General features: G+C 65.0%; 21 protein-coding genes and 2 pseudogenes. 12 read left to right on the forward strand and 11 right to left on the reverse strand.

Annotation, left to right across the window (positions count from 1 at the left end; all coding sequences use genetic code 11):
- Positions 1 to 78: 78 nt before the first annotated feature.
- The 10 genes from QQK63_RS15980 to pdeM all read left to right on the forward strand — a co-directional run bounded on the left by QQK63_RS15980 (position 79) and on the right by pdeM (position 11,542).
- Positions 79 to 1,413: a CpaE/TadZ family protein gene (locus QQK63_RS15980; RefSeq protein WP_277826833.1), complete on the forward strand. Its 1,335-nt coding sequence runs from the start codon at positions 79 to 81 to the stop codon at positions 1,411 to 1,413.
- Between the two features lie 17 nt (positions 1,414 to 1,430).
- Entirely contained in the window at positions 1,431 to 2,900 is a 1,470-nt protein-coding gene (locus tag QQK63_RS15985; RefSeq protein ID WP_277826831.1) for a TadA family conjugal transfer-associated ATPase, read from the forward strand.
- Positions 2,901 to 2,905: 5 nt separating this feature from the next.
- A complete protein-coding gene (locus QQK63_RS15990) occupies positions 2,906 to 3,874 on the forward strand; it encodes a type II secretion system F family protein (protein WP_277826829.1) in 969 nt (322 codons plus the stop codon).
- Between the two features lie 30 nt (positions 3,875 to 3,904).
- Positions 3,905 to 4,876 carry a type II secretion system F family protein gene (locus tag QQK63_RS15995; RefSeq protein WP_377134785.1) on the forward strand — a complete coding sequence of 324 codons (972 nt, stop codon included), beginning with the start codon at positions 3,905 to 3,907 and terminating at the stop codon, positions 4,874 to 4,876.
- Between the two features lie 34 nt (positions 4,877 to 4,910).
- On the forward strand, positions 4,911 to 5,492 hold the full coding sequence (locus QQK63_RS16000) for a tetratricopeptide repeat protein (protein ID WP_284283245.1): 582 nt from the start codon (positions 4,911 to 4,913) through the stop codon (positions 5,490 to 5,492).
- A gap of 41 nt (positions 5,493 to 5,533) precedes the next feature.
- Complete coding sequence (locus tag QQK63_RS16005) at positions 5,534 to 6,391, forward strand: tetratricopeptide repeat protein (protein WP_277826823.1); 858 nt, start codon at positions 5,534 to 5,536, stop codon at positions 6,389 to 6,391.
- Positions 6,391 to 6,912, forward strand: coding sequence for a prepilin peptidase (locus QQK63_RS16010; RefSeq protein WP_277826821.1), 522 nt, complete (start codon positions 6,391 to 6,393; stop codon positions 6,910 to 6,912). The genes QQK63_RS16005 and QQK63_RS16010 overlap by 1 nt, the downstream gene beginning before the upstream one ends.
- 92 nt (positions 6,913 to 7,004) lie before the next feature.
- The gene (locus QQK63_RS16015) at positions 7,005 to 8,324 is read left to right on the forward strand and encodes a DUF8689 domain-containing protein (RefSeq protein ID WP_277826819.1); all 1,320 of its coding nucleotides are present in this window, start codon (positions 7,005 to 7,007) and stop codon (positions 8,322 to 8,324) included.
- Between the two features lie 55 nt (positions 8,325 to 8,379).
- Complete coding sequence (locus QQK63_RS16020; RefSeq protein ID WP_277826817.1) at positions 8,380 to 10,803, forward strand: ligase-associated DNA damage response DEXH box helicase; 2,424 nt, start codon at positions 8,380 to 8,382, stop codon at positions 10,801 to 10,803.
- A gap of 40 nt (positions 10,804 to 10,843) precedes the next feature.
- Positions 10,844 to 11,542, forward strand: a complete 699-nt coding sequence (gene pdeM, locus QQK63_RS16025; RefSeq protein WP_277826814.1) for a ligase-associated DNA damage response endonuclease PdeM — start codon at positions 10,844 to 10,846, stop codon at positions 11,540 to 11,542.
- A 38-nt stretch (positions 11,543 to 11,580) separates the two neighbouring features.
- On the opposite strand, the pseudogene QQK63_RS17715 reads toward pdeM, so the two are convergent.
- Positions 11,581 to 12,297: pseudogene (locus QQK63_RS17715) on the reverse strand (LytTR family DNA-binding domain-containing protein); the annotation flags it as partial.
- A 173-nt stretch (positions 12,298 to 12,470) separates the two neighbouring features.
- On the opposite strand from QQK63_RS17715, the gene QQK63_RS16035 reads away from it, so the two are divergent.
- Positions 12,471 to 12,833, forward strand: a complete 363-nt coding sequence (locus QQK63_RS16035) for a PaaI family thioesterase (RefSeq protein WP_277827796.1) — start codon at positions 12,471 to 12,473, stop codon at positions 12,831 to 12,833.
- A gap of 7 nt (positions 12,834 to 12,840) precedes the next feature.
- Here QQK63_RS16035 and folD read toward each other — a convergent pair whose 3' ends face one another.
- The 3 genes from folD to QQK63_RS16050 form a co-directional block, all read right to left on the reverse strand.
- Entirely contained in the window at positions 12,841 to 13,740 is a 900-nt protein-coding gene (gene folD, locus QQK63_RS16040) for a bifunctional methylenetetrahydrofolate dehydrogenase/methenyltetrahydrofolate cyclohydrolase FolD (protein WP_277826812.1), read from the reverse strand.
- Between the two features lie 139 nt (positions 13,741 to 13,879).
- A complete protein-coding gene (locus QQK63_RS16045; protein WP_277826810.1) occupies positions 13,880 to 15,556 on the reverse strand; it encodes a formate--tetrahydrofolate ligase in 1,677 nt (558 codons plus the stop codon).
- 135 nt (positions 15,557 to 15,691) lie between these two features.
- On the reverse strand, positions 15,692 to 16,300 hold the full coding sequence (locus QQK63_RS16050; RefSeq protein WP_277826808.1) for an MOSC domain-containing protein: 609 nt from the start codon (positions 16,298 to 16,300) through the stop codon (positions 15,692 to 15,694).
- Positions 16,301 to 16,427: 127 nt separating this feature from the next.
- Between QQK63_RS16050 and QQK63_RS16055 the strand changes: the two genes are divergently transcribed.
- Positions 16,428 to 16,721 carry a sll1863 family stress response protein gene (locus QQK63_RS16055; RefSeq protein WP_277826806.1) on the forward strand — a complete coding sequence of 98 codons (294 nt, stop codon included), beginning with the start codon at positions 16,428 to 16,430 and terminating at the stop codon, positions 16,719 to 16,721.
- A 175-nt stretch (positions 16,722 to 16,896) separates the two neighbouring features.
- Here the strand turns inward: QQK63_RS16055 and ftsH are convergent, their stop codons facing one another.
- The 7 genes and pseudogenes from ftsH to QQK63_RS16090 all read right to left on the reverse strand — a co-directional run.
- On the reverse strand, positions 16,897 to 18,810 hold the full coding sequence (gene ftsH, locus QQK63_RS16060; RefSeq protein WP_277826804.1) for an ATP-dependent zinc metalloprotease FtsH: 1,914 nt from the start codon (positions 18,808 to 18,810) through the stop codon (positions 16,897 to 16,899).
- Positions 18,811 to 18,888: 78 nt separating this feature from the next.
- Positions 18,889 to 20,178 (reverse strand): tRNA lysidine(34) synthetase TilS, encoded by a 1,290-nt coding sequence (gene tilS / locus QQK63_RS16065; protein WP_277826801.1) that lies wholly within the window; start codon positions 20,176 to 20,178, stop codon positions 18,889 to 18,891.
- Positions 20,175 to 21,011: a tol-pal system protein YbgF gene (gene ybgF / locus QQK63_RS16070; protein ID WP_277826799.1), complete on the reverse strand. Its 837-nt coding sequence runs from the start codon at positions 21,009 to 21,011 to the stop codon at positions 20,175 to 20,177. The genes tilS and ybgF overlap by 4 nt, the downstream gene beginning before the upstream one ends.
- Before the next feature lie 4 nt (positions 21,012 to 21,015).
- Positions 21,016 to 21,519 (reverse strand): peptidoglycan-associated lipoprotein Pal, encoded by a 504-nt coding sequence (gene pal / locus QQK63_RS16075; protein ID WP_277826797.1) that lies wholly within the window; start codon positions 21,517 to 21,519, stop codon positions 21,016 to 21,018.
- 79 nt (positions 21,520 to 21,598) lie between these two features.
- Positions 21,599 to 22,936, reverse strand: coding sequence for a Tol-Pal system beta propeller repeat protein TolB (tolB, locus tag QQK63_RS16080; protein ID WP_277826795.1), 1,338 nt, complete (start codon positions 22,934 to 22,936; stop codon positions 21,599 to 21,601).
- Positions 22,937 to 23,075: 139 nt separating this feature from the next.
- Positions 23,076 to 23,462, reverse strand: coding sequence for a hypothetical protein (locus tag QQK63_RS16085; RefSeq protein WP_277826793.1), 387 nt, complete (start codon positions 23,460 to 23,462; stop codon positions 23,076 to 23,078).
- Positions 23,459 to 23,926, reverse strand: a pseudogene (locus QQK63_RS16090) (energy transducer TonB); the annotation flags it as partial. The gene QQK63_RS16085 and the pseudogene QQK63_RS16090, both read right to left, overlap by 4 nt.

A 23,926-nucleotide genomic window follows, 5' to 3' on the forward strand; every position in this document is an offset into this window, starting at 1 on the left:
AGATCGCGACACACGGGCGCAACAAGCGTCCGGTCAGAATGACGTTCCGGAAAACCCGGGCAGCATAGGACGACAGGAATGAGCAGCGGACTTGCCTTGCGATCCGAACCGGCACCCATCGTGGCCTGCACGGTGTCACGAAACGTGCATCGTTTCGATCTGCTGATCGAGGACATGGAAGCGGAACTGGGCGAGGCTTGGGGAGATCTGGGCTTTGACGAGGTGCGTGCCTTTCTGGATCAACCCGATGCAGCGTCCCTTGAATTCATCGCCTTAGCCGTGACCCCCGATGACCTCGGCGATCTGGGCCAGATCGGAGAGATCATCGTCGCGTGCAAGGCGCGCGGGCTGGGCATCATTATCGTGGCCGATGACCTTGGCGCCGCGGCGCTGCGCGAATTGCTGCGCCTTGGTGCGGATGATTTCGTGCCTTATCCGCTGGCCGGGGGCGCGCTTCGCGATGCGATGGGTCGGATCCGCACACAGCAAGCAGCCTCCGATCCCATACCCGCGTCGGTGACAGCCCTTGCACCAGTGGCGGAGACCAAGGCCGCGCCCGATAGCGCCGATCCGACGACGCAGCCTGTTCCCGCCCGGGAAGCCGCGCCGGTCAGGATCGGACCGCGTCTTGGCGCGCAGGCCGCCGTCTTCGCCGTACAAGGCCTCGCCGGTGGCACCGGCGCATCGACGCTGGCGGTAAACCTCGCGTGGGAATTGGCCACCATCGACAAGGACAAGGCACCGTCGGTCTGCCTGATGGATTTCGACCTTCAGGCCGGCACCGTCTCGACCTTCCTCGACCTGCCCCGGCGCGACATGGTGATCGAGGTGCTGCAAGAAGCCCAAAGCATGGACGTTGAGGCGTTCAAGCAGGCGCTTTTGGGCTATGAGGGCAAGCTATCGGTCTTTCCGGCACCGCCCGAGTTGCTTCCGCTGGACCTGATCGGACCGGAGGAGGTCGAGGCACTTCTCAATCTTGCCACGCAATGCTTCGACATCGTGATCGTGGACATGCCGCACACGATGGTGATGTGGACGGAAACGGTTCTCAACCGCGCCGATGTCTATTTCGCCACCATGGAACTGGACATGCGTTCCGCGCAGAACGCGATGCGCTTCCTCAAGGCGATGCGCAGCGAGGGCCTGCCGGTCGAGAAACTGAACTTTGTGCTGAACCGTGCGCCTGGCCTGACCGATTTGAACGGCAAGGGCCGCGTCCGCAAATTGGCCGAAAGCCTTGGCGTCAAGATCGCGACCATGCTGCCCGACGGTGGCAAGCCAGTGTCGCAGGCGGGTGACCACGGCGAGCCGCTTGCCGTCACCGCCCGCAAGAACGCCCTGCGCAAGGAAATCGCGAAACTCGCCGGCGGCCTGCACAAGGCCATGCTGGGCGATGCCAAGGCCGCCAAGTAATCAAGGGTTAGCGACAGATGTTTGCCAAGTACAAGAAACCCGCCCGCCCCGATGCCGCGCCCGCCGCTGCAGCACCCATCGCGCGTACCGCGCCCGCGCCCGGCCCGTCTGGCGCGGGGACCGTCGCCCCGAGTGTCCTGCGCAAACCTGCGCCGGTGGCAGAGGTGCCGCGCACCCCTGCGCAAGTGACCGAAGGCGACAAGGACCTGAAACGCCGCCAGCGTCTCGATGAGATCAAGACCGAGATGCATTCGCGTCTTCTGGACAATCTCAACCTGGCCGCACTGGAAACCGCAAAAGAAGCCGAACTGCGGGCGGAAATCACCGCCATCGTGTCCGAACAGCTCAACGAGATGGGCGTGGTGCTGAACCGCGAGGATCGGCAGACCCTGAATGTCGAATTGTTCGACGAGGTCACGGGCCTCGGCCCGCTGGAGCCGCTCCTCAAGGACCCTGATGTCAACGACATCCTCGTGAACGGTCCGAACCGCGTCTTCGTGGAACGGGCCGGCAAGCTGTCGCTGAGCGACGTGCGCTTCAAGGATGAACGCCACCTGCTGCGCATCATCGACAAGATCGTGTCGGCTGTGGGTCGCCGAGTGGACGAATCCAACCCCTATGTCGACGCGCGCCTCAAGGACGGATCGCGCTTCAACGCGATGGTGCCGCCCGTGGCCGTCGACGGATCGCTGGTCTCGATCCGCAAGTTCAAGAAAGAAAAGCTGGGGATCGACGATCTGGTGCGGTTCGGTGCGTTTTCCGAGGAAATGGCCGCCTACCTTCAGGCTGCGGTGGCGACGCGCCTCAACGTCATCGTGTCGGGCGGTACGGGTTCGGGCAAGACCACGACGCTCAACGCGCTGTCATCCTTCATCGACAACAAGGAACGCGTCCTGACGATCGAGGATACGGCCGAGCTTCAGCTGCAACAGCTGCATGTGGGCCGAATGGAAAGCCGCCCCCCCAACGTCGAGGGCAAAGGGGCCGTGACCCAGCGCGACTGTCTCCGCAACGCGCTCCGGATGCGGCCAGACCGGATCATCGTCGGCGAAACCCGCGGCGAAGAGGTGATCGACATGCTGCAGGCCATGAACACCGGCCATGACGGGTCGATGACCACGATCCACGCCAACAACGCCCGCGATGCCGTGTCGCGTCTGGAAAACATGGTCGCCATGGCCGGGATCGAGATGCCGCTCAAGGCCGTGCGCAGCCAGATTTCCAGCGCCGTCAACCTGATCGTGCAGGCCAGCCGCCTTCAGGACGGATCGCGGCGCATGGTGTCGATCACCGAGATCACCGGCATGGAAGGCGAAGTCGTGTCGATGCAGGAGGTCTTCCGCTTTCAGCGCACCGGCCTCAAGCCCGACGGCACCATCATCGGCCATTTCACCGCCTGCGGTGTGCGGTCCTATTATGCCGAGCGGTTCCGACAGTGGGGTTATGACCTGCCCGCCTCGATCTACGAACCCGTCGCCGCGGAGTGATCGCCATGCAGCTGTCCATCGAACCCTTGATCTACATCGGGATCTTCGTCGGCATCGTGATGCTGGTCGAAGGCATCTACCTTGCCATCTTCGGCAAGTCGATCAGCCTGAACGCCCGGGTCAACCGCCGCTTGGCGATGCTGGAAAAAGGCACTTCCCGCGAAGAGGTTCTGGCCAAACTCCGCAAGGAACTGGATCAGCACAAGGGCGCGGTGCGGCTCCCCTTCTACATGCTGATCGCGGACAAGGCGCAAAAGGCGAACATCGCCTTCACGCCCGGACAATTGATCATGGTGATGTTCGGGCTGTCCGTGGCGGCCTTCGTCGGGCTGACGATCCTCACGGCGACCTCGCTGCCGATCCGGCTGCTGGTCTCGGTGGCGATGGGTGTGGGCGGTGTGTTCTACTGGGTCAGCTCCAAGGCCAAGAAACGCCTTGCGATGATCGATGAACAATTGCCCGATGCGATCGAACTGATGGTGCGCAGCCTGCGCGTGGGCCACCCCTTCGTGTCCGCCATCAATACCGTCGCGCGCGAAATCGCCGATCCGCTCGCCTCCGAACTGGGGGTGATCGCCGACGAGGCCGCCTATGGCCGTGACGTATCAGAGTCGATCCGCGCCATGGCCGAACGGCTGGACAGCCAGGATCTGCGCTTCATGGCGGTCGCGGTGGGGATCCAGCAGACCTCGGGCGGCAATCTCGCCGAAATCCTGCAAGGCCTGTCCGAGGTGATCCGCGCCCGGTTCAAGCTGTTCCGCAAGGTCAAGGCGATCACCGGCGAAGCCAAGTGGTCGGGCACCTTCCTGTCGGTCTTCCCGCTGCTTGCGCTGGTCGGCATCAACGTGATGCAGCCCGATTACTACGACGACGTGATGGGATCGCCCGTCTTTCTGCCCGCCTGCATCGTGGTGGGGGTCATGCTGATGATGAACATGATCTTCATGAAGATGCTGGTGAACATCAAGGTTTGACCCGAGGGAGCCCGCGCGATGCCGTTCATCCTGAACCTTCTCGACAAAGCCAACGCCTTTTTGGTGACGCATCTGGGCGAACTTGGGCCGCTGATCGCCGCGGGTATGCTGGGCGTGCTTCTGGTGCTGGTCGCCCTGCCCGCGATGCTGTCGCAACGCAAGGATCCGCTGGACAAGCTCAAGGAAACGCGGCTGAACGCCAGCGAGGCGCGTGTCGACACCACCGCGCTCCGCCGCAAGGGCGGCAAGGACGCGCGGCTCGACCGGTTCGCGCAATACCTCGAACCACAGGACCAGACCCAGTACAGCGCCATCAGGCTGGAGCTGGTACGCGCGGGCTACCGGTCCAAGGGCGCCGTCCAGACCTTCCATTTCGCGCAGCTGGCCATGGGGATCGGCGGGCTGGTGCTCGGTACTCTGATCGTGCTGGTGGGTGGTGGCGGATCGCCGCAAAGTTCGATCCTGTCGGTGCTGTTGCCCGGCTGTCTGGGCTATTACGCCCCCAAATACTGGGTCAAGCGCCGCGTTCAGAGCCGGGTCGACGAAATCACCAGCGGTTTTCCGGATTCGCTCGACCTGATGCTTGTCTGCGTCGAGGCTGGTCAATCGCTCGATCAGGCGATCATCCGCGTCGCCAAGGAGATGCGGACCGGCTACCCGGCCCTGTCCGAGGAATTCGAGATCGTGGCCTACGAGATGAAAGCGGGCAAGGACAAGACGCGGGTCTTGCGCGACATGGGCGACCGTGTCGGCATCCAAGACGTGAACAGTTTCGTGACCACGCTTATCCAATCGGCGACCTTCGGCACCTCGATCGCCGAGGCCCTGCGGATCTATGCCGCCGAAATGCGCGACAAGCGCGTGATGCGGGCCGAGGAAAAGGCCAACAAGCTTCCCACGAAACTCACGCTCGGCACGATGATGTTCTGTCTGCCGCCGCTCCTGATCATCCTGATCGGCCCGTCGATCTATGGCATTGCACAGAACCTGTCGGGCGGATGAACATGACGCGCGCGACGCCCGGCCCGGGGGCTAAATGATGAAACGGTTCATCAGTCTTGCGGGGTTTCTGGCGCTATCGGGCTGCATCGGATCCCAAGCCGATGATCGGCTCGATCCGCTGCCGCGAGAGCTGGAAATCGCGGCCCCCGCAGGGACCGTGGTCTTGCAAGACGAGGTCGACCAGGTGCTGGTCGGGGACCGTCTGATGGATGCCGGTCAGCACGATCTGGCGCTGAGGGCCTATTACCGCGCCGCTGCCGAACGCGGCATCGATGCCGAGGTGCTGACCTCGATCGGGGCTGCCAATCTCGCGCTCGGGCGCATCGGACAGGCCGAGAGGCAGTTCCGCGAGGCGATCGAGATCGACGAAAGCTTCGTCCCCGCCATCAACAATCTGGGCGTGGTCCTGATGGAACAGGGCGAATACGGCGAGGCGCGCCGCATATTCGAAAGAGCGTTTGCACTCGATAGTGGCAGTTCAGACGCTATTCGGGACAACCTTCGTCTTTCTATCGCACGAATGGAGGATTCCGTTTATGGTGAACGCAATAACCAAGAGGGCCTTGGGCTGATCCGGCGTGGCGGTGGGGTGTTCGAACTTCGTCGCGACCCGTGACGGAACCGAAGGTCAAGAGTTCGAGCAGTAAGAGGTTCCACATGACGCTCAGCCTCCGGCTTGCCCCGGTGATCGTTGTGGCGCTTGCCACGGCGGCCTGCGACACGCCCCGGTCGATGGATGTTAACCGGGCGGACGGGCCCCTGAACGCGATCGACGAAAGCAACCTCAACGATATCATGTTGACGGCCGCCGCCCCCGACGAGGCCGTGGCCTATTTCCACCGCGCCTATGCCGAAAGCCCCGAACGCATCGATCTGAGGCGCGGGCTTGCCGCCAGCCTCGTCCGGGCGGGCCGCGCTGACGAGGCCGTGCCGCATTGGCGCGCCATCGTGGACAGCGATGCCGCGATCGACGAGGACCGCATCGATTACGCCGGAGCGCTGATCCGCACCGGGGCCTGGGACGAGGCGGAAGCCCAGCTTGATCGCGTGCCCCCGACCCTTGAGACCTATGAACGCTACCGGCTTGAGGCGATGGTCGCAGATGCCAATCAGGAATGGGACAGGGCCGACAGTTTCTATGAAACCGCTGTCGGCCTGACCACACGACCGGCCAATGTGCTCAACAATTGGGGATATTCCCGTCTGACGCGTGGGGATTTCGACGGCGCGGAAACGCTGTTCCTGCAAGCCATCAGCTATGATCCCGACCTCTTTACCGCCAAGAACAATCTTGTTTTGGCGCGAGCGGCGCAGGGCAATTACCAGTTGCCTCTGGTCCGTATGACCGAGGTGGAACGCGCCCAATTGCTGCACACCGCTGCGCTGGCCGCTATCCGGCAGGGCGAGACGGATCTGGGTCGCGGCCTTCTGGCGGAGGCGATCGAGACCCATCCGCAGCATTTCGAGGCGGCGGTGCGGGCCCTCAACGCGCTCGAGACCGAGGTGCGCGGCTGATGACCCTTGCCCTGACCGTGACCGAAGCTCTGTGGTTCCTGCCCTTCGTGCTGCCGATCTGCCTTTGGGTCGCGTTGAGCGATCTGCGCGCGATGCGCATCCCCAATGTCGCCGTGCTGGCGTTGACGGGCGTATTTCTCGTCATCGGCCTCGTGCTGGTGATGGGCCTCGGGGTCTGGAGCTTCGAGACTTATCTCTGGCGTTGGGCCGCGCTTGTCGTCGTGCTCCTCATCGGCTTCGTGGTCACCTCGCTCGGCCTTGTGGGCGCGGGGGATGCGAAATTCGCCGCCGCCATGGCACCCTTCGTGGCGCCGGGGGATGGGCTGTTTTTTCTCATGCTTTTTTCGCTGGTGCTGATCGGCTCGTGGATCGCCCATCGCGTCGCGGGGCGGGTGCCCGCGGTACGCCGCGCCACGCCGGGCTGGACATCGTGGGACCAGGGAAAGCTTTTCCCGATGGGTGTCGCACTTGCGGGTGCGCTGGCCGTCTACCTCGTTCTGGGGCTTGGTTCGGGGGCGTGATCCAAACGCCGCCGAGCTTCCAAATACACGCCCAAGATCGGCCGTAATCGCCCCCTATCCGGAACCCGTTGCATCAAACGGGGCATAATCACATGAACGTCCGGGTTTCCGAAACCGACCTGACCGCACCGCCGCCGCTGCGCAAGCTGTCCGACACCGGCCTGACACCCGTCATGATGCGGGACATTCTGCTCAAGACGATATTCCGCAAGAACGTGGAAAAGGTCTCGGATATCGCCAAGGCCATCGCCCTGCCCCTTCCATTGACGCAGGAACTGATCGACGGTTTGCGCGACATGGGATTGATGCAAGCGACCGGCACGCTGCACGCGACCTCCAGTTCCGAGATGGGATTTCAGCTGACCGACGGCGGCAAGGCCCGCGCGCTCGATGCGCTGAGCCAATCGGAATATTACGGCGCCATGCCCGTGCCGCTCGAAGACTACAAGACGCAGGTCAAACGCCAGTCGATCCGCGACATCCGCCTGACCCGCGAGATGCTGGAACGATCAATGGGCCACCTGATCCTGCCCAAGGGCCTTATTGACCAGCTGGGGCCGGCGGTGGGCTCGGGGCGCTCGGTCCTGATGTATGGCCCACCTGGCAACGGCAAATCCTCGATCGCCGAGGGCATCCGCAACGCCATGGGCGACACGATCCATGTGCCCCATGCGCTGGCCTATGCCGGGCAGGTGATCACGCTCTTCGATCCCATCGTTCATACGCCGGTCCGGCAGGGCGACGACGCCGAGCTCAGCCCGCTGCGCCGCGCCGCTGCACGGAGCGATACGCGCTACATCCTGTGCACCCGTCCGACCGTGATGACGGGGGGTGAACTGACGCTGTCGATGCTCGACCTCAACTACAACGCCGTCAGCCGCACCTACCAGGCGAGCCTGCAACTCAAGGCCACGGGTGGCGTTTTCATCGTGGACGACCTTGGCCGACAGGAGGAATCGCCACAGGCGCTGATCAACCGTTGGATCGTTCCGATGGAAAACGCCTACGATATTCTCGCCCTGCAGTCCGGCGAGAAGTTCGAGGTTCCCTTCGACACGCTGGTGGTGTTCTCGACCAACTTTCACCCTAACGAGATCTTCGATCAGGCCGCGCTCCGCCGCATCTTCTTCAAGGTGAAGATCGATGGCCCGACGCAGGAGCAGTTTCTGAGGATCTTCGCCCTCGTCGCCAAGAAAAAGGGCATTCCGCTCGACGAGGCCTCGCTGATCCATCTGCTCAAGATGAAATACCCCACGATCAACAACACTTTCGCCAATTATCACCCGGTCTTCCTGTGCGACCAGATCAAGGCAATCTGCGATTTCGAGGGTATCCCCTACCAGATGCGCCCCGAATTCATCGACCGCGCATGGGACAATCTTTTTGTGAAACACGAAAAGATCGTTCACTAAGACCTACGCAAAGCCCCCCATGGCCAAGCGCGCGCAAGCGATTATCTAGGATCGCATGACGCGCAGCCTTCCCCCCGCCATCACCGGCTGGTTCGCCAGCCGGGGCTGGTCGATCCACCCCCACCAGCACGCGATGCTGGATCGGGCCCATGCGCCATGCCAGCTCCTTATCGCGCCCACAGGTGGGGGCAAGACCATGGCGGGTTTCCTGCCGACGCTGGCCGATCTTGCGGATGGCACCCACAAGGGGCTTCATACGCTCTATGTCTCGCCCCTCAAGGCGCTGGCGGCTGACATCAAGCGCAACCTGACCGGCCCGATCACGGAGATGGGCCTACCCATCCGGGTGGAGGATCGCACCGGCGACACCTCCTCGCACACCAAGCGCCGCCAGCGCGCCGACCCGCCCCATATCCTGCTGACAACGCCTGAATCCCTTGCGTTGATGGTGTCCTACGAGGATGCACATCGCACCTTTGCCGGGTTGCAGCGCATCATCGTCGATGAAATTCACGCGCTGGCCGAAAGCAAACGGGGCGATCAGCTCATGCTTGCGCTCTCGCGCCTGTCCGCCCTTGCCCCGGGGCTGCGGCGCGTCGGTCTGTCGGCCACGGTCGAAGATCCCGCCGCCATCGCCCGCATCCTTGCCCGCCATCCCGATCCCTGCGAGATCCTGGAGGCCGATCCCGGCCCCGATCCCGATATCGCGATGCTGACGACGGAGGCCCCGCCGCCGTGGTCGGGCGGTGGCGGCAAATATGCCATTCCCGCCGTTCTGGAACAGGTGAAACGCCACCGCACAACGCTGATCTTCCACAACACCCGCGCGCAGGCAGAATTGTTCTTTCACCACCTCTGGCTCGCCAACGAGGACCAGCTGCCCATCGGCATCCATCATGGCGCGCTGGCCCGCGAACAGCGCGAAAAGGTGGAACAGGCCATGGTCGACGGGCGGCTGCGCGCGATCGTCTGCACGGGATCGCTCGATCTCGGCATCGATTGGGGCGATGTCGACCTCGTGATCCAGGTCGGCGCACCCAAGAACGTCAAACGCTTGGTCCAGCGCATCGGGCGCGCCAATCACCGCTACAACGCGCCCTCCAAGGCGCTGATCGTCCCCGCCAACCGGTTCGAGGTCATCGAATGCACCGCGGCGCTGGAGGCCGTGCGCGCCCGCCAGCTGGACGGCGACACCGACCATACCGGCCCGCTCGACGTACTGTGCCAGCATATCCTGATCCGGGCCGCGGCCGGACCCTTTCTCGCCGATGACCTGTTCGCGGAAATCCGCACCGCCGGGGCCTATGCGACCCTGCCCCGCGACAGCTTCGACCGATGCCTCGATTTCGCGGCGACGGGGGGCTACGCGCTGCGCGCCTATGATCAATGGCAGCGGCTGGTCCAACGCCCCGACGGCCAATGGCAGCTGCGCGATCCCCGCGCGACCACACGCATCCGCATGAACATCGGAACCATCGTCGATGCCGACAAAATGCAGGTCCGCTACCAGAAAACGCGGGGCGGCGCGCCCTTGGGCGAGGTCGAGGAATATTTCGCCTCGATGCTGCGCAAGGGCGACACCTTCCTGATCGGCGGCCAGATCGTGCGCTACGAAGGCATGCGCGAGATGGTGGTGGAGGTCAGCCGCACCCCCTACCTCAAGCCCAAGATCGCGACGTTCATGGGCACGAAATTCGCCACCTCGACCCAATTGTCCGACCGCATCCTGCACATGTTCCGGGCCAAGGATTGGCCTGACCTGCCCATCCACACCCGCGAATGGCTGCACCTGCAACGTCGGGTCAGCCGCCTGCCCGAACGGGACCGGTTGCTGGTCGAAAGCTTTCCCCATGACGGGCGCGAACATGTCGTGGCCTATGGCTTTGCGGGCCGCAACGCGCAGCAGACGCTGGGTCTTTTGCTCAGCCAGCGGATGGAGATGATGGGTCTGAACCCGATGGGCTTTGTCGCCACCGATTACGCGACGCTGATCTGGGGGCTTGATCCATTGGACGATCCCCGCCCCCTGTTCACCCGCGACAACCTTGTGGAGACGATGGAGGCATGGTTGGCCGACAACGCGGTAATGAAACGTACCTTCAAGGCCAGCGCCATCATCGCGGGCCTGATCGACCGCAACCAGCCCGGCGGCAAGCGCAAGACCGGACGGCAGGCGACATTCTCGACCGATATCCTCTACGACACGCTGCGCAAATATGACCCCGGCCACGTGATGCTCGACATCACCCGGGCCGAGGCGATGCGCGGCCTCGTGGATTTCGGCCGGATCGAAGCGATGCTCGACCGCATCGGGGACAGGATCGACCATGTCCGGCTGACCCGTGTCACCCCCCTTGCCGCGCCGCTGTTCCTTGAACCGGGCAGGGTTCCCATCGCGGGATCCGCCGACCAGCGCCTGCTCGAGGAAGAGGCGCAGCGCCTGATGACGGCAGCGGGCCTTGCCGAGATCGCGACCTGACCCCTTGCACGGCCCTGCCTCGCGGCCTTATGAACAAAGCATGAACGCCCTGCCCTTCGACTTTCGCGGCGAAACGCTGCATCTCTTGCCGTCCGGCGCCCTGCACTGGCCCGCGCCGCGCACCCTTTGCGTGGCCGACCTGCATTTGGGCAAATCGGAGCGGATGGCCCGGCTGGGCGGGCCAATGCTGCCCCCCTACGAGACCGAGGAAACGCTGACCCGGTTGACGCAGGATATCGCGCTGACCGATCCAGCCACGGTCATCTGCCTTGGCGACAGTTTCGACGACATGGCCGCGGCACAGGGCCTTGAGACGACAATGACCGACCGGCTGGCGAGCCTGATGGCCGGGCGATCCTGGGTCTGGGTTCTGGGCAATCACGATCCGGGGCCGGTCAATCTTGGCGGTTCCTGCCGCGCAGAATATCGCGCGGATCCGCTGGTCTTTCGCCATATCGCGGAACCCGGCGCGATGGGCGAGATCTCAGGCCATTACCACCCCAAGGCCCGGATCAGCCTGCGGGGCCGTTCTCTCTCGCGGCGCTGCGCGGTTGTCGATGCTACTCGGGTGATCCTGCCGGCCTATGGGGCCTATACGGGCGGGTTGTTTTGCGACCGGCCGGAATTGGAGCGGCTGGTGTCATCGGATGCCGACATGTTGGTTTTGGGTCCGTCCCCGATCCGCCTGCCGCTCGCATCGTCGTCCATCAGGCCGGCACGGCGCAGTTCGTCCACATAGGCATCACTGACCGGCAGCACCTTGCCTGATACAAGATCGGCAAGATGACGTCTGCCATCCAGCCTCACCCGGACCAGTTCAGGCTGGGCAACCCAATGCGACCGGTGGATTCGGAAACCGGGTAGCGCCTGCAGCTCGGTCATCGCGTCGCGGAACCGCATCAGGACCCGCCCGCGCCCATGGGTCGTGGTCACGTCCAGATAGTGATCGTCGGCAGATACCACCAGAACGTCACCCGGCAAGCCGGGATCGACCCGATCGAGAAAGCTCGGACGAAGGGGGGCCTCGGCCCCATCCTGCGCTGCGTCAAGCGCGAGCAGCGCCTCCGCCTCCGCCTGCGCCAACCTGCGCGCGCGTGCCACCTCGTAGCGGACCAGCGCCACGCACAGCGCGATCAGCAACATGATCAACGTCAGTTCCGCCAGCCAGCCCAAGCCTTCGGTCTCGAAGCCAAAAACACGGGTGTTGAGCGTCCATATCATCGGCCCGAGGACCAGCGCCTGTGCACAGGCCACGCCCAGCAACAGGCCCATGGTCTCGCCGGGAAAGCGGCTCAAAATGACTGCCCGGATGACGGCGGCAACAATGATTGCCAAGGCGTTGACGCTACTCCAATATCCCAGCCGTTGGAGGAAATCGTAGGACATCACGTCATTGTAGGGTCCGGCAAAGGCGACGGCGAGCGACAGCAGGGCCCATGCCGCAGTGCGGTAGACCCAGATCATGCGGCTCACCTTGGCTGACGCATCACCCATCCAAAGTTCCCCAGAGGATTATCTAAAGTTGCTACCGTCAAAACACTTACCCCCCCCTCTTCCGACCATCAACCCATGCCGAGACATAATATTTCGTGACGAATCCTGAATATATCACACACTCCACGGCCGTTGACCGCTCCATCCGCGAAAGCTTTGCCCGGCAGGGCCTGATGACCACGATGCAGGCCCGGATCGACGACATCGCGATCGGCCGCGTGATCTTGCGGATGCCGATCACCGATGCGGTCGGCCAACAACACGGCTTTGCCCATGCCGGGGCCAGTTTCGCGCTTGGCGACAGCGCCGCCGGCTACGCCGCTCTTTCCACCATGCCCGAGGGTGCAGAGGTTTTGACGATCGAGATGAAAATCAACCTGATCGCGCCCGCGCGCGGAGTGTTCTTGTGGGCTACGGGCGAGGTGCTCAAGGCCGGCCGCCGCCTCACCGTGGTCCGCGCCACGGTCGAGGCGGAAGCCGCCGATGGCAGCCGCACCCCGGTCGCTCTTTTGCAAGGAACGATGATCCCGACCTAGGCCGGGCTCACACCGTCAGGCCTTCAGGCTCCGGCAGGCCATGCGCCCGACAGCAGGCGGTCAGCGTATTGGCCAGCAGACAGGCGATGGTCATCGGCCCGACGCCGCCGGGCACCGGCGTGATCGCACCGGCGACCGCGGCGCAACTGTCGAAATGGCAATCGCCCACCAGCCGCGTCTTGTTCGGATCGTCCGGATGCGGCACCCGGTTGATCCCCACATCGATCACCGTGGCGCCCGGTTTGACCCAATCGCCGCGGATCATCTCGGGCCGCCCCACCGCCGCCACCAGGATATCGGCACGGCGGCAAACCTCGCCCGGGTCGCGGGTGCGCGAATGGGCCACCGTCACCGTGCAGCTCTCGCCAAGCAGCAATTGCGCCATCGGCTTGCCCACGATGTTGGACCGTCCGACGACGACCGCCTCCATCCCCGACAAAGATCCGTGGTAATCGCGCAGCATCATCAGGCAGCCCAACGGGGTACAGGGCACCAGCGCCTTCTGCCCGGTCCCCAAAAGCCCCACGTTCGAGATATGAAACCCGTCCACATCCTTGGCCGGGTCGATCGCGTTGATCACCTTGGCGCTGTCGACATGGCCCGGCAGCGGCAATTGCACCAAGATACCATGAACGGCCGGATCTGCGTTCAGCCGCGCGACCAACGACAGGATCTCGGCCTCGGACGTCGCGGCATCCAGCTTGTGCTTGAAGCTTGCCATGCCGGCCTCGACGGTCTGGACCCCCTTGTTCCGGACATAGACCTGGCTTGCCGGATCCTCGCCCACCAGAACCACGGCCAGCCCCGGCACGATGCCCTGCGCGGCCTTCAGCGCCGCGACCTGTTGCGCGACCCGCTCCCGCACCTTTGCGGCAAAGGCCTTTCCGTCGATGATCTCAGCCGCCATGCCCTTGCCCTTCATCTTCCTTAAAATACGGCTACCGCCCCAGCCAAGCATGCGCAGACCAAAGGACACCGCGCACCGCTGACAGGCGGCGTTCGCGGCGGCGGGGGCTCGATGCCCCTGCCGCCGCACCCCCTTGACCTCAGAACAGTCCTTCGATCAAGCCCGCATCGTTCAGGCGGATCGTCTCGGAGGCGGGAACCTTGGGCAGGCCGGGCATGGTCATGATCTCGCCGCAGATCGCCACGACGAAGCCCGCCCCGGCCGACAGCCGGACCTCGCGCACGGGGATCGTATGCCCTTCGGGCGCGCCGCGCAGGTTCGGGTCGGTCGAAAAGGAATATTGCGTCTTGGCCATGCAGACCGGCAGATGGCCATATCCCGCTTCTTCCCAAGCCTTGAGCTGCGCGCGCACGCCCGCATCCGCCGTCACGCTTCCGGCGCGGTAGATGCGGGTGGCGATGGTCTCGATCTTGTCCATCAGCCCCATCTCGTCGGGGTAGAGCGTCTTGAAATCCGCCGACCCGCCATCGGCAAGCTCCGCCACGCGGCGCGCCAGATCCTCGATACCCGCGCCGCCCTCGGCCCAGTGGCGGCACAAGATCGCCTCGGACCCGAGCCCCGCGACATACGCCTTCACCGCTGCGATCTCGGCCTCGGTGTCGCCCGCGAAATGGTTGATGCCGACCACGACCGGAACACCGAAGCCCTGCACGTTCTCGATGTGGCGGCCCAGATTGGCGCAGCCCTTTTTCACCGCCTCCACATTCTCGGCCCCCAGATCGGCCTTGGCGACGCCGCCGTTCATCTTCATCGCGCGGACGGTCGCCACGATCACCACCGCATCGGGTGCAAGCCCGGCCTTGCGGCATTTGATGTTCATGAATTTCTCGGCACCCAGATCGGCGCCAAAGCCCGCCTCGGTCACGACGTAATCGGCCAGCTTCAACGCCGTGCGCGTCGCGATCACGCTGTTGCAGCCATGCGCGATATTGGCGAAGGGGCCGCCGTGGACGAAGGCGGGATTGTTTTCCAGCGTCTGCACGAGGTTGGGCTGCATCGCATCCTTGAGCAGCACCGTCATCGCCCCGTCGGCCTTGATATCGCGGCAATAGATCGGCTTCTTGTCAGGGGTGTAGGCAATGATCATGTCGCCCAGACGACGCTCCAGATCGGCCAGATCGCTGGCCAGACACAAGATCGCCATGACCTCGGAGGCGACCGTGATGTCGAAACCCGTCTGGCGCGGGAACCCGTTGGCGACGCCGCCAAGGCTTACCACCATGTCACGCAGCGCGCGGTCGTTCATGTCCATGACGCGCCGCCAGACGATGCGCCGTTCGTCGATGTCCAGCGCATTGCCCCAGTAGATATGGTTGTCGATCATCGCCGACAGCAGGTTGTGGGCGCTGGTGATGGCGTGAAAATCACCGGTAAAATGGAGGTTCATGTCCTCCATCGGCACGACCTGCGCGTAACCACCCCCTGCGGCTCCACCCTTCATCCCGAAATTCGGGCCAAGGCTCGCTTCGCGGATGCAGACCGCGGCGCGCTTGCCGATGCGGTTCAGGCCATCGCCCAGACCGACGGTCGTGGTTGTCTTGCCCTCACCCGCAGGTGTGGGGTTGATCGCGGTGACGAGGATGAGCTTTCCATCCGGGCGGGAGCCGAGGCCGGAGATGAAATCCTGTCCGATCTTGGCCTTGTCGTGACCATAGGGCAGCAGCGCCTCGGTGGGGATGCCAAGCTTGGCCCCGATCTCCTGGATCGGTTTCTTCTGCGCCGCGCGGGCGATTTCGATGTCGGTCTTGAAGGCCATGTCGGCGGGCTCCCTTTCCCTTGCGGGCATGTATGTCAGCTCACCTCATAGCGGGCGCCGAGGTGCGTGTAAGGATTGATTGCGACACATTCGTGGGCCTTGTCGTCACCGGAGGTTTCCGATCGGACACGGCTGTCACCGGGCGGCTCTACGCGCCGCTTCGAGATGGGGCCAAGGCGGCTGGTCGGGAATGTGCAGGCGGAGCGTCGCGCCGAGGCGGATCGTGCCTTCGCGCTCGACCCATGCTGTGACGCCGCGGCGGCTGACGGCGGCGCGTTTGAAGGCCTTGCCGAAGCCGGGATGGCGCGCCTCGATCGGGGCGGCAGGCAGGTGGCAGGGACGGTTTTCCATGTCGATCGTCAGCGTCGTGCCGCTGGCCTCGTCCTGAAGCCGGGAGGAGGGCGGGATATGGGAGAAATCGGGGATGCCCGCGATCACCATGGAGGCCCCGACCAGCGCGGGGTCGAGCGCATCGAGACCCATGTCTGCGGCGATGGAGGCGAGGTCTTCGGCCGACAGGATGGAGAGTTGGCGGGTGTTGCGGATCGGCGTGCCGCGTTTGTATTGCGCGCGGACGCGGCTGTCAGCGGGACGGGTGAGGCCCGCGTGGCTTTCGCCCTCATACCCCTGGAAAGTCAAGGACATTTCGGTCATGGCCCGGCTTTCCAGCGCCGCGTCGCGATCCGGATTTGCGCCCAGCCACGTGACTTTGGCGGTGAAGGGGGTGGGGATCAGGGCAGGCATTTCCGGTCTCTCCGAGGGACTACGATGATCTGAAAGCGCGGCAGTCGGGGATGCAAGCCGAAACCCTGCACAAGCGTGCGGCAACCGTGTTAGGGTGATCGTACCACCCTGATCGGAAGGACTGAAAATGGCTGAAAAAACCGATTTCATGGCGCAGGCCAAGGCGCAGATGGACGCGTGGAACGCGGAAATGAAGAAGATGCAGGCCAAGATGATGGATGCCGGCACGCAGCAGCAGGAGCAGATGAAGAAGCAGATGGCTTCGCTTCAGGAGCAGCGCGACCACATGCAAAAGCACATGGAAGAGCTGGGGCGCGCCAATATGGACGCGATGAAGGAGATCCAGTCGACCATGCAAGACGCATGGAAAGAGATGGAAAAGTCGATGGAAGCGGCCCGCAAGAAGTTCATGGGCGGTTAATATCGGCGGCTCTTTCCTGACGAAGGGTAAAGATTGACCGCCAGATCCTGACGAATCGTGACCGGTTCCAGGACGTGGCAGGATTTCGTTAAGAATTCGCGGCAGGAGCCACCGCAAAAGCAAAACCCCCGGTCAGCGACCGGGGGTTTTTCATTCGGATCGATCAAGGCCGGCATCAGGCCGAAGGCTCGGGCTCCATGTCGCCCGAAGGGCGCGACTTGGGCTTGAGCTTGGGGATCGCTGTGATCGACGGCGTGCCGCCCGAGGTCGAAGACGCGTCATCGTCATCGCCGCGGTTCAGCGCTTCGCCGTTGATGACCTTCTGGATCTCGGCCCCGGTCAGGGTCTCGTATTCGAGAAGGCCTTGGGCTAGCCGTTCCAGATCGTCGCGCTTTTCGGTCAGGATGCGCTTGGCGGTCTCGTAGCCTTCGTCGATGAATTCCTTCACCTTGCCGTCGATCCGCTTCTGCATCTCTTCGGAATGGTTGGTGCCGCCGCCGTAAGCGCCCAGATAGCTCTGCTGCTCGTTGGCGTAATCGACATATCCCAGTTCCTCGGCATAGCCGAATTGGGTGACCATGGCGCGGGCGATCTTGGACACCTGCTGGATGTCGGAGGCCGCGCCGGAGGTGACCATTTCCTTGCCGAAGACCAGTTCCTCGGCCACGCGGCCGCCCATCGCCATGGCGATCTTGGACGTGTACTTGCGGTAGCTGACCGAAAGCTGGTCGCGTTCGGGAAGCGACATGACCAGACCCAGCGCGCGGCCGCGCGGGATGATCGTTGCCTTGTGGATCGGATCGTGGTCGGGGACGTTGAGACCGACGATGGCGTGACCAGCCTCGTGATAGGCGGTCAATTTCTTCTCATCTTCGGACATGACCATGGAGCGGCGTTCCGCGCCCATCATCACCTTGTCCTTGGCGGATTCGAAATCTTCCATCGTCACGAAACGACGGTTCACGCGGGCGGCCATCAGCGCCGCCTCGTTCACGAGGTTGGCGAGATCGGCACCCGAGAAACCGGGCGTGCCGCGCGCGATGATGCGCAGGTCGACATCCGGACCCAGAGGCACCTTGCGGGCGTGAACGCCCAAGATCCGCTCGCGGCCCTTGATGTCGGGGTTCGGTACCTGAACCTGACGGTCGAAACGGCCGGGGCGCAGGAGCGCGGGGTCGAGCACGTCGGGGCGGTTGGTGGCCGCGACGATGATGATCCCCTCGTTCGCCTCGAACCCGTCCATCTCGACGAGAAGCTGGTTCAGCGTCTGTTCGCGTTCGTCGTTGCCGCCACCATAGCCCACGCCACGCGACCGGCCCACGGCGTCGATCTCGTCGATGAAGACGATGCAGGGCGCGTTTTTCTTGGCCTGTTCGAACATGTCGCGGACGCGGGACGCACCCACACCGACGAACATTTCCACGAAATCGGAACCCGAGATGGTGAAGAAGGGAACGCCCGCCTCGCCCGCGATCGCGCGCGCAAGCAGCGTCTTACCCGTGCCGGGCGGGCCGACGAGCAGCGCGCCCTTGGGAATCTTGCCGCCCAAGCGGCTGAATTTCTGCGGATTGCGGAGAAACTCGACGATTTCTTCAAGCTCTTCCTTGGCCTCGTCGATGCCCGCGACGTCATCGAAGGTCACGCGGCCATGTTTCTCGGTCAGGAGTTTCGCCTTGGATTTGCCAAAGCCCATCGCGCCACCGCGACCGCCGCCCTGCATCCGGTTCATGAAGAAGATCCAGATGCCGATCAGCACCAGAACGGGCAGCCAAAGCGAGAGAACCGAAAGGAAGCCCGATTGTTCCTGCGGCCGCGCCTCGATCCGGACGCCGTTGTTCAAGAGCACATCGGTGGTGTTCGCATCGCCCGGCGCGATGGTGGAATAGGTGCCATCGGCGGTGGTGAACTGAACGTTCTCGCCATCGAGCGTCGCGGAAACAACCTGCCGGTTTTCGACTTGGCTGATGAATTCGGAATAGGCCACGCCACGCTGTGCCACTTGGTTCTGGCCACCCGAGAACAGGTTGAACAAGGCCAGGATCAGCAGGAACAGGATGACCCAGAATGCGACGTTTCTCGCGTTGCCCAAGGCAGTCTCCCTCACGGATCGCGCAGGCCAAAGGAGCGGCCCGCTGTCCATGCTAAGATAAGCGCTTGGGCCGGGACTTCAACGCAATTGCAGGAATGCGACAAATGACCCAGCCGGGCGGAGAAGCGTGCATTCCTGCGCGGGGCCGAAGCCAAGCGGCGCGCAGGCGATCAGGATGTCGCCGTCGAAGACCGCCGGAAGGCCGAGCGCGGCCTCGTAAGGTGGGGCATGATCCGGTTTTTCGGGGATCTGCGCCCAGCCCGCAGGCCCGAGCGCGCGGGTGGTCAGGCCGTCGACGGTAGGGCCGTTCAGACGCCAGCGCCCATCCCAGAGCACATCGGGGCCGGTCGGGGACGAATGGTCGCGGACGGCGGCATATTCGCGGAAAAGCCGCAGGCGGTCGCGGGCGAGCATGACCTGCGCACCAAGGAGCGTGCCGCCCGCCCCGCCGAGGATCCGGTCGAGCAGGCCCTCGAGCGCGCTGGCGCGGGGGCGGTAGGGCCCGCCGCCCACCCATTGCAGCGCGGCGGCGAGAAGGCGCAATTGCGTGTCGCGTTCGACGGCGGCGAGCCCGTCGCGGTCGAGCACAAGCTGACCGGTCGCGGGATCGTCTTGCACGACAAGGGTGTGCGCCACGCTGGCGGCGCGGGCGGCCAAGGCCGTGCGGGCGCGGTCCATGCGGGCGGCGGTGTCTGCCAAGCCGTCGGCGGTGAGGCCGAGATCGGCAAGTGCGGCCAGCGCGCGGCGGGCGCGGACACGGTCGAAGCGGGGATCGTCGTTGGAGGGATCGTCGACGAAGGGCAGGCGCAAAGTGGTGGCGTAATGGCGCAGGTCGGCGCGGGAGATGTCGAGAAGCGGGCGCACCTGCCAAAAGCCGTGCCCCTGCGGGCGGCGCAAGGGGGCCATGGCCGAGAGCCCCTCCACCCCCGAGCCGCGGGACAGGCGCATCAGGAGCGTTTCGGCCTGATCGTCGCGGCTATGGGCGAAGAGGACATGGGCGATGTCGCCACGCCAGTCGTCGATCAGGCGCAGGCGCGCGGCGCGGGCGGCATCCTGAAGGTTGCCCTGCCCGTCCCAATTCCAGCGGAGGGTGGCATGGGGATGGCCAATCGCCGCGCATTCGGCACCGACCATCGCGGCCTCGGCCGCGCTGGCGGCGCGCAGGCCGTGGTCGATGGTGACGACATGCAGGGCGATCCCCATGACGCGCGCCCATCCATGGGCCAGCGCCAGCATCGCCATGCTGTCACCCCCGCCGGAAACGGCAAGGGCGATACGGGGCGGGAAATCGGGGCCGAGGATCGCGCCCATGCTGGCGGCGAAGCGGGCCTCGAGGCTGTTGTGGGTATCGGGTCTGGTCGGGGTCACGAACAGCCGAGACGCAGCCGCGCGGCCTCGGCCTCGGAGGTGGCGGGGTCGCCGGGGTAGCGCAATCCGACCTCGGAGAGCGTCAGGCAGGCCTCGTCGGTCTGACCGAGTTGGCCCAGAGAGGTGCCGAGATTGACGAGGGCGGCGGGGGCGCGGGGACCTTCGGGATTTGCGGTGAAGGCATCGAGATAGGCGCGGGCGGCGCGGCTCCAGGATGCTTGCTCGGCCTCGGCGCGGCCGCGCAGGAAATGCGCCTCGGCACTCAATGGGCCGCCCGGATAGGTCTGGGTGAAGGCTTCGAACAACTGGGCGGCGGTGGCGTAATCGCCGCTTTCATAGGCCGCGAGCGCGCGTTCGTAATCGCCGCGTTCGGCCACGGCGAGGTTGGCGCCGCCCGTGGGCTGGCTGGGCGCGATGGCGGGCGCGGGCGCGGCATTGGCGGTGCCGCCGCCAAGGCGGGGCGTGTCGCCAAGGCTGGAGATGTCGCAATCGGTTTCCAGCTCGCACAGGCGGAATTCGAGGTCGCCGATGCGGTTGGTGCCGTCGGTCACGATGGTGTCGACGCGGATCTGGAGGCTTTCGGTCAGGCTGGTGAGGCGGCGCAATTCGGCCTCGATCGCGTCGACGCGGGACAGGACGCTGCCGCCGGCCGGGGCCGAGGCCCCGCCCGTGGTGTTCAATTCGCCGCGCAGGCGCTGGATCTCGACGAAGAGGACGGACAATTCCTGCCGGATGTCGGCAAGGGTCTGCGCGCGGTCCTGCGCCTGCGCGAGCGGCGCGGCGAGACCGAGGCAGAGGGCGAGAGCCGACCCGAGAACCAGCGCGCGGCGCATGGGATCAGACCCCGGCGCCGGCCGACAGAACCGTCACGGCGCGGCGGTTCTGGCTGTAGCAGGCTTCGTTCGAGCAGATCTCGATCGGGCGTTCCTTGCCGTAGCTGACGGTGGACAGGCGGCTGTCGGGCACACCCTGCGACACGAGGAAATCGCGCACGGCGGAGGCCCGGCGCGCGCCCAGCGCGAGGTTGTATTCGCGGGTGCCCTGTTCGTCGGCATGGCCTTCGATCAGCGCGCGGTATTCGCTGTTGGTCATGAGCCACTGGGCCTGTGCGGTCAGGATCGACTGCGCCTCGACGCTGAGGGTGGACTGGTCGACGGCAAAGAGAACGCGGTCGCCCACGGACTGGTTGAAGAAGGCGATGGAGGTCGGGTCGGAGGCGGTGCCGAAGCCGCCCTGGCCGTTCAGGCCGCCGGCGCCGTCGTTCAGGCCGCCACGGGCACAGGCGGAGACGGAAATCGCGGCGATGAGAAGGAGGGCAGCGGTGCGGAAGCGGAAGGTCATGATGCTCGGGTCCTATTGTTCTTTGGCTCAGTCTAGCATGGGCCGGGAGGCTCAGTCCATGCGGGGTTGGGGGCGGAAATCACGGAAGGCGCGGCGACCATGACGGGTCGGAGGCCATGCCGGGCGTCGCGACGCGCTGCAGGTTGCGGCCCGAGATGTCGACGGAATAGACGGCGGGCGCGCCATCGGTGCCTGCGGTTTCGCGGGTGAACATCAGCACGCGGCCGTTGGGGGCCCATGTCGGGCCCTCGTCGAGGAAGGAGGCGGTCAAAAGCCGTTCCTCGGACCCGTCGGTGCGCATGACGCCGATGTGGAAGCGCCCGGCCTCTTGCTTGGTGAAGGCGATGTAATCGCCGCGCGGCGACCAGACGGGCGTGCCGTAGCGGCCCGTGCCGCGGCTGATGCGGGCGGGCTCGCCGCCGCCTGCGGGCATGACGTAGATCTGCTGCCCGCCGGTGCGATCGCTCTCGAACACCATCCGGCTGCCGTCGGGGGAGAAGGAGGGCGCGGTTTCGATGGAGGGCGCGTTGGTGAGCTGCGTGCGCGCACCGCCACCCACCGCGACGCGGTAGATGTCGGAATTGCCGCCCTGTTCCATCGAGAAGACGACCGAGCCGCCATCGGGGGTGAAGCGGGGCGAGAAGGTCATGTTGCCCGCCGAGACAGCCTCCAGCGGACGCGGCTGTAGGTTGGCCACATCCATCAGGTAGACGCGGGGCTGGCCGCTTTCGTAGCTGGTGTAGATGATCCGGTCGCCCGTGGGGCTGAAGCGCGGCGCCAGCACGAGGTTGCGGCTGTCGGTCAGGAACTGGACGTTCGCGCCGTCGTAATCCATCAGCGCGATACGCTTGAGGCGGGCGTTCTTGGGCCCTTCTTCGTGGACGAAGACGACGCGGGTGTCGAAATAGCCGGTTTCGCCGGTGATCCGTTCATAGACCTGATCGGCGACGTTATGGGCCATGCGCCGCCAGCCGTCGCGAGAGCCAACGAATTGCAGCCCCTCGCCCAACGGTTGTTGGCTGAAGACGTCGAAGAGGCGGAAACGCACGACAAGGCGGCCGCCCTGTTCCTCGACCTCGCCCACGATGAGGGCCTGCGCGTTGATCGCCTGCCAATCGGGATAGAGGATGGGGGCATCGAAGCTGGTGATCGTGGAGATATACGCGCTTTCGGGGATCTGGCGGAAGAGGCCCGTGCCGCGCAGGTCGGCGGCGATCACGCGGCTGATGTCGGCGGCGGCATCGGCGGCCCCGCCGTTGCGCGCGATGAAGGTCGGGAGGGCGAAGGGCAAGGGTTCGATCACGCCCTCGGTGATCTCGAGCCGGAGGGGGACGGCCTGCGCGCGGACGCGGGCGGGCAGGAGCGGGGTCGCGGCGAGCGCGGAACCGGTGAGAAGCAGGGAACGACGGGTCAACATGGCAACATCTCCTGCCGCGTGGGGCGGCCTTGGGACGAAAGGATAAGGGCAAAGCGGGATCGGGTCACGGTCCGGGGGGGCCGGATGGACCAAACGTGATCCGGGGCGGGGCGGGATGGCGGGAGGGGGGCGCACAGGATCATCTGAGCCGCATCCCTTCGGGGTTGAAGACAAGCTCCACCTGCCGCCAGTGGTCATAGCTTTCGGCGGGCAGGCCGTAGCCGTTCGCTCCGCAGCGCAGGATGGCGCGGCGCGCGGCCTCGTAGGCCTGTTGGGCGGCGGCTTCATCGGGCCCGCTGGCCGCAATGAGGCGAATGGAGTTCGACACGGGTCGACCATCAACATCCAGTTCGAATACCACGGCGACCTTCACATCCCTAGCCGTGTTGTTGAGTGACCCGATGTTCCAGCAAGCGGCCACCAAATCGCCAATACCGTTGATAGAGGGTTGGCCGCTGACAGACTGGGCCAAGGTCGCGGTGGACCAAAGCGAACAGGCCAACCATATGCGAAGCCGACCCTTCATCTCAGCCGCATCCCTTCGGGGTTGAAGACAAGCTCCACCTGCCGCCAGTGGTCATAGCTTTCGGCGGGCAGGCCGTAGCCGTTCGCGCCGCAGCGCAGGATGGCGCGGCGCGCGGCCTCGTAGGCCTGTTGGGCGGCGGCGGCGCTTCCGCCTTCGGAGGAGATCAGGCGCAGCGTGCCGTCGACGGGGCGGGCATCGGGCGTCATGTCGAAGCCGACGATAACGGTGGTGCCCTGCGCCTCTGTCGAGAGGGAGCCGATGTTCCAGCAGGCCGAGACCGCCACGCGGAACCCGTCGCGCGCGCCTGCGCTGAGCGGGGGGCCGGAGGGCTGAGCGGGCGCGCTGACCGCATCGGCCACGGCAGAAGCGATGGCGGAGGCGAGCGGATCGGCCTGCGGCGCCGGATCGGGTTCGGGGGCGGGCGCGGGTTCGGGGGCCGGTTCGGGCGCGGGGGCCGCGGCCTG

It is taken from the genome of Roseicyclus marinus, from assembly GCF_030163795.1.
GTDB lineage: Bacteria > Pseudomonadota > Alphaproteobacteria > Rhodobacterales > Rhodobacteraceae > Roseicyclus > Roseicyclus marinus.